The organism is Halodurantibacterium daqingense (assembly GCF_042666235.1).
GTDB classification, from domain to species: Bacteria; Pseudomonadota; Alphaproteobacteria; order Rhodobacterales; family Rhodobacteraceae; genus Halodurantibacterium; species Halodurantibacterium daqingensis.
Genome location: NZ_JBHTFQ010000025.1, coordinates 1 through 10,587, shown reverse-complemented (window position 1 = coordinate 10,587; position 10,587 = coordinate 1). Strand labels below are relative to the sequence as shown.

Sequence of the window (10,587 nt, the reverse complement as noted above, 5' to 3'; positions counted from 1 at the left end):
CTTCCCCGCCATCACCGACCTCAAGATGTCCACTATCGATAGTGGACACTATCACCCACTCCATCACGCAGGCAGGGCAGGCAGACCGGACGGATACCCTCAAGATGTCCACTATCGATAGTGGACACTATCACCCACTCCATCACGCAGGCAGGGCAGGCAGACCGGACGGATACGTTGCGACCTGCGCACGATAAGCGGGAAAAGCCTCCTTGCGGGTGATGCTGACAGCCTGCTTGTAGAGGATCGCCTTCGCAATCGCTCGACGATAGTATGTCTCGTCAGGTTGCCATCCCTTCGAGTGTGTCTCCGAATGGTTCTGCATGAACCAGGCAAAGCACTTCTGTCCGCCCAAGCTGACCTTGTCCGGCTTCTGTTCCCAGGAGAGGAGAAACTTGGCGAGCTCGACCTTGTCGAACTTGCGCTGACGAGGTGTCTTCTCGTTGAACTTCTTGATCTGGGCAGGTGTTCTTGCAGTTCGTGTCTTCTCGACCTCGTATTCCCCGCGGGTCCTCTCGTAGAACCAGCGGCCCTGCTCGCCCGGGCACCATATTTGGGAGGACAGGCGGGACATCTCGACATGATAGGGGTCGTTGGCCGAAAAGTCGGCCATCTGGATGTTGTTCTGTGAGTTCGCGTAGAGCGAGATCGCAGGGACCATCTCCTCGATCCGGTCAGCCTCGATGAGGGAGATCTTTGCGGGCACATAAACGGTCGAGAGATCGACCTTGTCGTTGCGCCGCGCCCGGTGGATGGAGGCGGTTGTCTGGCCGCCGTTCACGATCTGAAGCCCCTTGACCGCAGTAATGTGGCGGGCGCCGGTCTCGGCGTCATGCCTGACCTCGATCTCGTCGACAGTAGCCACGATGCCATTGTTGTAGGCCATGAATCGATCCGGACGCGTGCGAAGCGTGTCGCGGATCCCCCGGTTCACCTTGCCCCTTGCCTGAAGGAATGACCGGACGTTCTTCTCAAGAAGTCGCGGACCATATCTGTCATAGAGCTGGAAGAGGATCTCCCCGGGTATGAGGGCGAGATAGGCGTCGTAGTCTTGGGAAATCTCCGGCGCGTGAAGGCAACGAAGCCCTTCGTCGGAGTAACTCGTGAAATCCACCACGATCTCGTCGCGGGGCAGCCCTGCCTGAACCAGTCGGTAGAGCCTCTCGATGTCAACGACTTCGTAGGAGAGGGGAGTGCCATCGATGTCCTCAGCATCGATGGCATTCAGCGAGCAGCGCGAGTCCGTCAGGATGAGAACGCGGTAGCGCCCTGCATCGTCAGCAATTTCGCGGATCCGCTCCACCATGCCGTAGTCGGCGTGCGAAGGATCAAGAGACCCTAGCAGATCACCCGTCGCCTTTTCGATGAATGTCCGGGCTTGACGCCCCGCACGCCGGATGTCCTCGGGAGGTATCGAACCCAGCTCACCCGTGCCGTCGAAACAGGAGATGTAGACGTCAATGACGGCTTCGTCGTCACTGATACCATAACCGTTTGCTCGTGCCGTTCTCGTTCCGAAGCTTCGTTCGAAATGGCAGACTTCGGGGTTTTCGGTGAAAGCAACTTCCGAGAGCCATGTAGTGCAGATATCGGTGAAGACGTTCTCGGAGAAGTCGGGAAGGACAGGCGAGCCGCCGCCCGAGCCCCCACTTCTCGCCTCGTTGATGTCTGCGATCAGGCTGGTGCGAAATTCGGAAATATCGAGGTCAGTCGACATCTTCATCCCCGGCAAACACTGCTGCGAAGTCGGAAAGTTCGGTTTGAAAATCGGAACAGGCATTCACTGCCACCGAGTACTTGCCCGCAACGATTCCTCTGTGGAGATCCTCTCTCCTCAGCCGTGGAAATTCATCCCGCACACGATAGAGCTTCAGGCTCGCAGGTTTCAGTTGCGGCTCTGCATAATTCGACGCCTGCGACTCGTGGTACCCGGCAGCAACGAGGAGATCCTCCAACCGCTGCAGGGCGCCAGGGAAGTCTTTCAGGCGGTCTCGCTGCCGCGCGACAAGGGCGGGCAGGCTCAAGCCATCCTGCGTATCCATCCTGAGTGCCACAAAGCAGACGTGAAGGCTCCTTACCGTCGTCTCGTCCAACTGCTCCAAGCGGGATACGCGCATGACCGGATCCCCCGTCGCCGAACCACTCTTGACCTCGAGTGCGTGGCCAAGCCGGTCGAAGTCGTGAAGGGCGCGCGGACCTTGCCAAGCCTCCACTGCCTGAAGCTCGCCAAGCATGGGATAGAGGATCTGCTCCAGAACCGTGATTTCCGCGAAGATGCCCCTGATCTGCTCCTGAGACAGGCCTCTGTCCGAATGGAGCTGCATGAAGCGCTGCCAGGCCTGAAGCCGCCTCAGGAACGCGCTGAACCCCGCTCGTCCGGGACTATGTTCCATGATCACATTTGCAATGTCGGCACACAGCGCCGAAAACACATCCCGATACTGTGCGCCGGAAAGCTCTAGCGCTACCCGCAGCTTGCCGCCGGACCCGGCGGTAATCATCTGTACCTTCGTGCGGAAACCCTTGCCCTCGGGCCACTCAGCACCTGGCGGCACGGAACTCGCATCGAGATCGTAGAGAAGCCCGACGCTGCCGGAAGGCATCCTCCGGCCAGCCAGAAGGTCATGGGGCGAGCCACGCGAGATCTTCCGCCCGTGCCAGCCCGATTCCCTGTGTCCTTCCTTCTCGATTTCCTGCCAGATCGCTTCGATGTCTTCGCCGGTCACAGTTCACTCTCCGTGCGGGCAAAGACATTGTTCACGACGTAGTCGATCTCCGTGGCGTTCGAGCTCGTGGGGAAACTCAGTGCGACAGCCATGACCGGATCCGTGACACCTCGTGTCACCTCGGTGTCCGGATCAAGGGGGTAGAGCAACATCAGCCCGCGCCCCTGATGCCTCGTTTCCCGAATGGACATGCCGCTGGGTTCGTTCGGAAATTCGCCTCGCGTCCGGTTGCGAGCCGCATCCTCATGCCACGTGGCACGTGTCCGTTCGAGAGCCTCGGCGAAAGCATCCTCGTCGAGGTCAATCGCTTCGTCGCGTGGCGAGACAAGCCGGCCGATGATGTACTTCTTCGCATCGATCTGGTCGCTGATCGATGTGTTCCTGGTCAACGGCGTACGCTGCACCATGGGGATCTTCAGACCGGCCAGGTCAGTCACCTGCCCCCTTCCCGACAGCAGTGCAACGTCCCACTCCAGAAGATCCCTGTGCTCGTTCTGCTTCTCGATGAACTGCCTGAGGAAATTGCTGTTCGCCTTGACCGAGTCCTCGTGAGTCGCATAGCCTCCAAGGAAAGAGAGGATCGCGGAAGCATCCACTCGCTCCCAGAAGAAAGAGTTGTTCCACTGGTGCAGGCTTCCCTCGGGACGCGCGCGCGAAGGATCGATTTTCGAAGGCAATCCGATTGCCTTCAGGAATGTTTCGGTTGTTTGCCTGTTTGCTTCGATCACATCCTTGCTGGCATGAAAGACGACGGTTTCCGAGATCGTGCCGGCAAAGCTGAGTTTCATCGGGGTGCCGGAACGCATCTTGACCCTTGAGGTGATCATTAGGGCTGGATGGGAGCGGACGCGCAGGCCGTAGTTGCGCGGGGTTCCCCGCACGGCTGCCATGTGATCGAACTCTTCGCGCAGCTCCTCCGACGCGACCGTGATCTTCTCGAACCATTCGCGAAGGTCCGCCGTCATGTAGAGCCTGCAGACATCCTCGTACCCATGGCGGTATCCGAACCAGCGCCCCATCTGCATGAGCGTGTCGTACATGCGCGAGGCTCGAAGAAAGTAGCTTGTTGTCAGACCCTTGAGCGTGAGACCACGGCTGAGCTTGTCGCCGCCCACGGCAATGCTGAGAACGTGCTCTGATCCCGCCGCTTCCTGATCGAGGATGTCACCGGCACTTCCGTTGATCTCCTTGACGTCGATTTGCGGGATGGCCCTTTCGACAAAGGGCTCGATGTCCTCCCATTCGAAGATTTCGTCGTCGGGATTGTGATCCGGCTTCAGGCTGTCCGCGAAATCCTCGGTAAAGAGCGCTTCCAGCTCGTCCCTGATGCAACGCTCGCCCTCCGTCTCACCGTAGCGGAACTCGCGCTTTATCGCTTCCACTTCGGCCTCGATCTGCTGCTTCACAAGGTTCTGGACGCTGGTGAACCGCGAGACGTGGACCAGCATCGAGTTGTGGGCACGGTCTTGACCACGAGCACGTCGCACTGCGGAAGCGATGATGAACGAGTGGATCGCCTTCACGAGCGATGGCGGGAGCGTGAGCTCGCCCATATAGCGCGGGACCCAGCCGTTCTTGTGCTTCGGAGGTACCCAGCCGGAATTCTCGTTCAGGCTAAGGGAATCGGCATGGTCCTCGATCTCCCGCACGTAACGGTGCTGTGCATCCTCGATCTCGTCTTCGTCCTCCCCGTCAGATCCGAAGACATGCACCGGACCGAAGTAATCGGAAGGGGCAGGAAGACTGATGATGAAGCTGCTCGGAAAGAGATCGGGGCCCTCTTCCTTCGTCTCCGCCTGTTCGTGGATGAAGATGTTTGCGAATGGCGTTGCGGTGTAGCCGACATAGGCCTTCTGCTGGAACAGCGTGAGCAACCTTCGGATCAGTTGGTTGATGCGCGAGGGATCATGTTCCGGATCAGGCTGGCCGTGCTCGTCGAAGGCGCCGTCCTTCGTATCGACCGACGCGTGGTCCGCCTCGTCGTCGATAACCAGCAGTGGAATTCCGGAAACACTCTCCCTTCCTGTCTCCTGATGGACAGCAGTGTGCGCCCACTTGACCCAGTTGATCAGGTTCTGAAGCACGGTGTACTGTTTCTTGATCACGAAAACGAGAGGCCGTCCGCCCGGATTGATCGAGAAGGTTTTCGCGCGGTTCGTGTTGAAGTCACCGTCGTCTGCGCGGTTGGTCACCGAGTCCGGACGAAGAAACGGATCCGGGTTGATGTTGCCGACCCCAACCGCTCGAAAGCCCTCATCGGGCCGACGATTGTTGTCATACCCTAGGAACCCTTCCTCGATGCGAATCTGGGTCTGCGACCGCAGGTTCTTGTGAATGCCTGCGAGAACAATGATGATCTTGTATCCGGCGTCTGCAGCCTTGCAGATGAGGCCCGTGTAGTTCGCGGTCTTGCCTGACTGGACGTGACCGACGACCAACCCGCGCCGGTCCCAAGCTCCTTCTCGCTGCGGATCCTCGAGGTGCGAAAGAATGCGGTCGGTGATGCCGTCAAGCTTTGTCGTCGGCTCGAGACCGATATCAGGCAGGATGTGCTGCCGATAGCGGTCCCAGTAGTTCCATTCGAGTTCGGGCTTGCGCGCAGCGAGCCATTCCACGTGGTTCTCGTTGTTGACCAGTTCCTGAGCATCGCCTATCCAGATACTGATCCGCTCTTCGATCGATGCCAGCATGTCTTCGCGGTCGAAGTCTTCGGGCAGGTTCGGAAACATCATGCAGATCCCGTCGAGGACTCGGGCGATCCGTTCGCGAGTAATGGTGTCCGACTTTCTGATTTCCTCCAGAATACCCATGACCTGACCACGGATCTTGGCTGCAACACCATCTGCCAAACTGATTTCCCCTCTAGATTTCGTCGATTATCTCGGAATGCTGGTCGAAAGGCGCCATCCTGCGCAGCTGCGCCCTCGCCTCATCTTCTGAAAGCCCCCTACCGCGCATGAGGCTTGCAAGCAGGTCACGAGCGAGTGCTCGGATCTGCTCCCGCGTTTCTCCGGAGAACGGCGTCGCGGGAAGCTCCCCCTGCTCGACAGTATCTATCCAGATCTTCTCGACCGGGACAGTGTTTTCCAGCAGCTTGAAGAAGGCAGCGATCGAACGATCGTCATCATCAAGCGATGACAGGATGTAGCTCGCCACCGGATGAATCGTATCGATGCGGTACGCTGACTGTCCACCGATCCTGACCGACTTCCACGGACGAGCAAGGTTGGCAACCTTGGGGCTCTTTCCGTATTCTCCGCGATGGACGAACACGGACCTGGCCTCTCCGCGAATTGCGAGAGCAAGATCGGTCAGGCGGGCCCTCAGATTTTCCGGCGGACTGGCATCGGATTTCTTGACGTCGATTTGCCAAGCAGCGTCTTCTGAGTTCGGAAGGTCGACACGAATCCGCGCGAGCTTGTGAGTCTCGTCCCGAACCCAGGGTCTGGGCCTTCCCAGACCCAACCACCCGCCTGCTACAAGAAGCCTGTCATTGCGGTAGATATAAAAGCCCTGGCTTGTCACCCAGCCTTCGCTGCCTCCAGCCTGGTTCCAGGCCTTCTCGTCCTCGATCATGTCCTTGTTGGGCAGAACGAAACCCTTGACCCGGATCCGAGCATTCGCCGTGCCGACAGTCTCCTCGGGACTGGGTCTGCATGCAGGGTGCGAACTCAGGAAAGGATCCCACGGCCTTATTCGAGCAGCATTTACATGCAGTTTCAGCTTCGGCTGGCCGCCTTCCAGATAGCGATGAAATACCATGGAGAGATGTTGCTCAAGCTGCTCCATCAGAAGGTGCGACTTGGCGCCCCCAACCGCTGCACTGTGGCGGGGACGGACCCTGTCCAGCTTGTTCCAGAGGACGAGTGTTCCGCTTTCCTGTTTCTCGAGACGTTCGATATGCGGACCGGCGTCTTCGGGGGCCGAAGTGAGCAAACGCCACTCACCCTTCGAATCTGCCAGATAATCGAGGTCCCACCTCCTTATGGCGACCTCCCCACCCTTGCGCTTCGAGGCGACGGTGAGGCTTCTCGCCTGGGAAAAGGATGCGGTCTTAAGACCAAGCCCGAAGCGGCCAAGATCGGCTTCGGCTCGAGGTATCAACGGACTCTGCGAACCCAGCTTCATGGCCTCCCGAAGGGTCTTCTCGCTCATCCCCTCGCCGTCATCGAGGATACTTATGAAAGGAGTTCCTGCAGCTAGCTCCACGTTGACGAAGACATTGCGGGCCTTGGCGGTGATGCTGTTGTCTATGATATCTGCAATAGCGGTTTCGGCGGAGTAGCCGAAACCGCGAAGGGATTCAGCCAGCGCGTCGGCTGGCGGTGGAGCATCTTCGTATTCCTGCATGGCACCCCGAGACACCAGAATGAGCGACCCTTCGGTTGTTCATCCATAGATCCACAACAAGTCGATTCCAAACCTATCTTGCCAAATACTTCCGAGACCGAACAGTCTTGCATGCCGGAGTTTATTCGGAAATAGGTGCTTAAATTCGTAGGGTTAACGTGATCCACCCCACTTGAGTGGTCCGGTTTGAGTGTTAGTGCATGATCGGCCTCTAGTCTATCGGGACGATGGCTTCCGAGGCCGGCGGACGGTAACCGAGAGCACTTTGTGGGCGCTTCGTATTGTAGTGCCTCCTCCATTGTTCGATCAGGATTTGCGCTTCCCGCAGGCTGTAGAAGATCTCGCCATTGAGTAGCTCGTCGCGGAACCTGGCATTGAAGCTTTCGCAGTAGCCGTTCTCCCAAGGTGATCCCGGCTCGATGTAGGCGGTCTTGGCACCTACGGCGGCGGTCCAGTCGCGGACAGCCCGTGCGACGAACTCGGGGCCGTTATCCGAGCGGATGAAGGATGGGACACCGCGCAGGATGAACAAATCGCTGAGCGCGTCGATGACGCAGTTACCATTGAGCTTCCGCGCGACCTTGATCGCCAGGCATTCCCGGCTGTGTTCATCGAGGATGTTCAGCGTTCGGAACGCCTTGCCGTCATCGGTGCGGCAATGCACGAAGTCGTAGCTCCAGACATGGTTGCGATACTCCAGCCGCAACCGGACACAAGATCCGTCATTTAGCCAGAGCCGACCCTTCTTCGGTTGTCGCATTGGCACCTTCAAGGCTGTCGAGACCAGCGTCGAGGCTGAGCTCGAAGTGCACAGGCTCGGCGCCGCGTTTTGGGCAGAGGCACGAAACTGGGGACGGGAACGGGGGCTTCTGTCCCCGCGAGAAAACGGCGTTCTGGAAACCTGCTCCGCGATCCCGAGCAAGATGCCGTCGGACAAGCAGTGCGCTATTGCGATGAGCGCGCTCAAAAAGCTCCAAGATGAAAGATTCTCACACGCGAGCCTCGAATTGACGAGCTGACGTTCAAAGGGTTTCGAATACAGGTAGCAGGGTGTCAGCAATCTGCTTCGCGAGGAACGGTGGCACTGCATTCCCAACCTGCACAAACTGTTCGGTGCGATTGCCCATGAAGTGGTAGTTGTCGGGGAAGGTCTGTAGTCGCGCGGCTTCGCGCACCGTCAAACTACGGCACTGCGTTGGGTCGGGATGAATGAAGTAGTGCCCGTCCTTCGAGATGTGGCTTGTTACCGTGGAAGCCGGAGCTGTGCCGATCTGAACGCGGAACCTGTCGTTGAACTTGCCGGTTTTCCAGTTCTTGTGTCTTGGAGCAAGAATGTCCGGGAACTGGTGTGCCCGTGGGCTAACCCCCTCGGCCTTCGCGAAACAGGCGGCATAGAGATATCGCGCCAGATCGGACGGCATGTGTCCACGGGTTTCGTGCCCCGAGACACCGATGAGGCTAGGGTCGTTGAGAAACGAAGAAAGCTCCGGCTGCAGCTTCCTGGACAGGGGTTTTCTTGCGTGGCTCGAACGCCCCATCTGCGAAGTCGTCAGAAGTCGTTCCTCGACCCGATCCAGTTCGTTCAGAAAGCCGCTGAAGTTATCGCCCGGATAATCCCGGATGATCTTTCCGACAGCCTCCATGGCATCGACCACCGCATCGTACCAAGCGTGCTCGTCATCGCGTCGGCTCAAGCCACTTCGCAGCCGCGGCAGGCCTGTCAGCATGTCCCTGACCGGCACAAGGGCGTTTCGCCGCTGAAGTTTCGGGGTGAAGTCGCCGGCGACATCCGACCTGATACCCACGATGATGACCCGGTGCCGCGCTTGCGGTACTCCGTGGTCCTCGGCGCGGATAACGAAGTCTCTGGGTTCGGGGTTGGCTTCCGACTGGAGGCCTGCCGAAAGGGAAACGAGCCGGTAGCCCGGGCCAGCGCGTTCGAGGTCGGATACGACCTGCTCGAAGATCGCTAACCCCTCGACCGAAGAGGAAAGCATGCCTTTGACGTTCTCCATCACGAACACCGCAGGGCTCAACTCGTTCAGGACGCGGCAATACTCGCGGTAGAGGAAGTGCCGGTCGTCATCCTTCGGTCTGTAATCCCTGATACCCGCGTTTCTCGACCGACCGGCAAGAGAGTAGGCTTGGCAGGGAGGGCCGCCGATCAGGAGAGTGCGTTCACCGGCCAATCGCTTTGTCGCGGAAATCCTCTCGGAGAGTATGGACGCAGTCTCCGATTTACCGAGCTCCGCACAGAGTGCCTCGCTTTCGGCTGCTTTCCATTGCCGAGGGTATAGCTCTTTCCAATCCGGGCATTCGCGCTTCCCGGCAATCCATGAATAGTATTCCGGAGGGAATTCATCGAATTGGCGCAAGAATGCGCGAAGTTTCAGTGTCTTGTGCGCAGCGCGATCCTTCTCGATCGAGACGGCAATTTCATAGGCGCGCGACCCATCGCTCCTCCTGCAGGAGGAGAATCCTTCTCCGAGGCCTCCCGGGCCTGAAAACAGATCAACGATTTGAACGGGTTTCGACACTTCACTGCTCCTGCCTCTCCTCTTTCCAGGTTTTCGCAGACATGGCAAGGAGATGGGATGGTGGACATCGTCGATGCCGAGACCCGATCGCGGATGATGGCAGGGATCAAGGGAAAGAACACTAAGCCCGAGTTGGCTCTCAGGCAGGCATTGCACGCGCGCGGTTTCCGCTTCCGACTTCATTCGAAGAAGGTCCACGGGCGACCGGACCTCGTCCTGCCGAAGTATCGCGCCGTCGTCTTTGTGCACGGCTGCTTCTGGCATCGGCATAAGGGATGCGGCTACGCCACCACTCCCGCAACGCGCTCGGAGTTCTGGCAGGCCAAATTCGCGGCGAACGTTGCACGGGACAGATCCGTTCGCGGAGCGCTGCTTAATGAGGGTTGGCGCGTGGCGACGATTTGGGAGTGTGCCTTGCGTAAGCCCGACCAGGTTTCCGTGGCCACCGACCGTCTTGCAGAATGGCTGGTGGCTTTAGGTGACACGCTCGAACTCGGTGAAAACGAGGCTTCGGCACACGTAAGAGAAGGTAAGGACGTTGGCTCTTCCCGCTGATTGACCCAGCGCAGCAAGGCTACGATCTGCCTGTTGAATGTTTGATCCGGGTTCCTTCTCACGAACGCCACTGACATCGAAGTGTTCAGCTGGCGCGTCGTAAAAATATAGATATTTCTGATAGTTGCAAGCTATTCACCAAATCGGCGCAGTCATGAGGTCCGGAGAATGTCGGCCCTGAGAGACGGTTTCCGGGCTCTTGGTACAGGGGCCAGTGCTCAGCCCCTCGCGCATAACCCTCGAAAACAACGCAAAAATCCGGCTGGAGCCGGATCGGGAGAACGCTTTCGCAGGGGCAAGTGGCGGAGCGGACGGGACTGCGGTCGAACCTTCTCTTGTGGATGCCGCCCTCATTTGCAAGGAATTTCTGAACGTTAGACTTGTGATCGAGTGCGGACTCTTGTCAGGCCTGTTAGCGC

The 10,587-nt window shown here is 58.6% G+C and carries 6 protein-coding genes and 1 pseudogene; 1 reads left to right on the top strand and 6 read right to left on the bottom strand.

Annotation, left to right across the window (positions count from 1 at the left end):
• Window positions 1–142 precede the first annotated feature (142 nt).
• The 6 genes and pseudogenes from ACFQXB_RS20145 to ACFQXB_RS20120 form a co-directional block, all read right to left on the bottom strand.
• Window positions 143–1,717, bottom strand: a complete 1,575-nt coding sequence (locus tag ACFQXB_RS20145; protein ID WP_377406989.1) for an AIPR family protein — start codon at window positions 1,715–1,717, stop codon at window positions 143–145.
• A complete protein-coding gene (locus tag ACFQXB_RS20140) occupies window positions 1,707–2,726 on the bottom strand; it encodes a PD-(D/E)XK motif protein (protein WP_377406988.1) in 1,020 nt (339 codons plus the stop codon). The genes ACFQXB_RS20145 and ACFQXB_RS20140 overlap by 11 nt, the downstream gene beginning before the upstream one ends.
• Window positions 2,723–5,575: a Z1 domain-containing protein gene (locus ACFQXB_RS20135; protein WP_377406987.1), complete on the bottom strand. Its 2,853-nt coding sequence runs from the start codon at window positions 5,573–5,575 to the stop codon at window positions 2,723–2,725. The genes ACFQXB_RS20140 and ACFQXB_RS20135 overlap by 4 nt, the downstream gene beginning before the upstream one ends.
• 13 nt (window positions 5,576–5,588) lie before the next feature.
• A complete protein-coding gene (locus tag ACFQXB_RS20130) occupies window positions 5,589–7,076 on the bottom strand; it encodes an ATP-binding protein (RefSeq protein WP_377406986.1) in 1,488 nt (495 codons plus the stop codon).
• A gap of 211 nt (window positions 7,077–7,287) precedes the next feature.
• Window positions 7,288–7,848, bottom strand: a pseudogene (locus ACFQXB_RS20125) (IS3 family transposase); the annotation flags it as partial.
• A gap of 250 nt (window positions 7,849–8,098) precedes the next feature.
• Window positions 8,099–9,613 (bottom strand): DNA cytosine methyltransferase, encoded by a 1,515-nt coding sequence (locus tag ACFQXB_RS20120; protein ID WP_377406985.1) that lies wholly within the window; start codon window positions 9,611–9,613, stop codon window positions 8,099–8,101.
• Between the two features lie 57 nt (window positions 9,614–9,670).
• On the opposite strand from ACFQXB_RS20120, the gene ACFQXB_RS20115 reads away from it, so the two are divergent.
• Window positions 9,671–10,168 carry a very short patch repair endonuclease gene (locus tag ACFQXB_RS20115; RefSeq protein ID WP_377406984.1) on the top strand — a complete coding sequence of 166 codons (498 nt, stop codon included), beginning with the start codon at window positions 9,671–9,673 and terminating at the stop codon, window positions 10,166–10,168.
• Window positions 10,169–10,587 lie beyond the last annotated feature (419 nt).

Bases quoted from the DNA above. Each gene is read 5' to 3' on its own strand.
- ACFQXB_RS20115 (WP_377406984.1), top strand. From the start codon at position 9,671: ATGGTGGACATCGTCGATGCCGAGACCCGATCGCGGATGATGGCAGGG.
- ACFQXB_RS20130 (WP_377406986.1), bottom strand. From the start codon at position 7,076: ATGCAGGAATACGAAGATGCTCCACCGCCAGCCGACGCGCTGGCTGAA.
- ACFQXB_RS20145 (WP_377406989.1), bottom strand. From the start codon at position 1,717: ATGTCGACTGACCTCGATATTTCCGAATTTCGCACCAGCCTGATCGCA.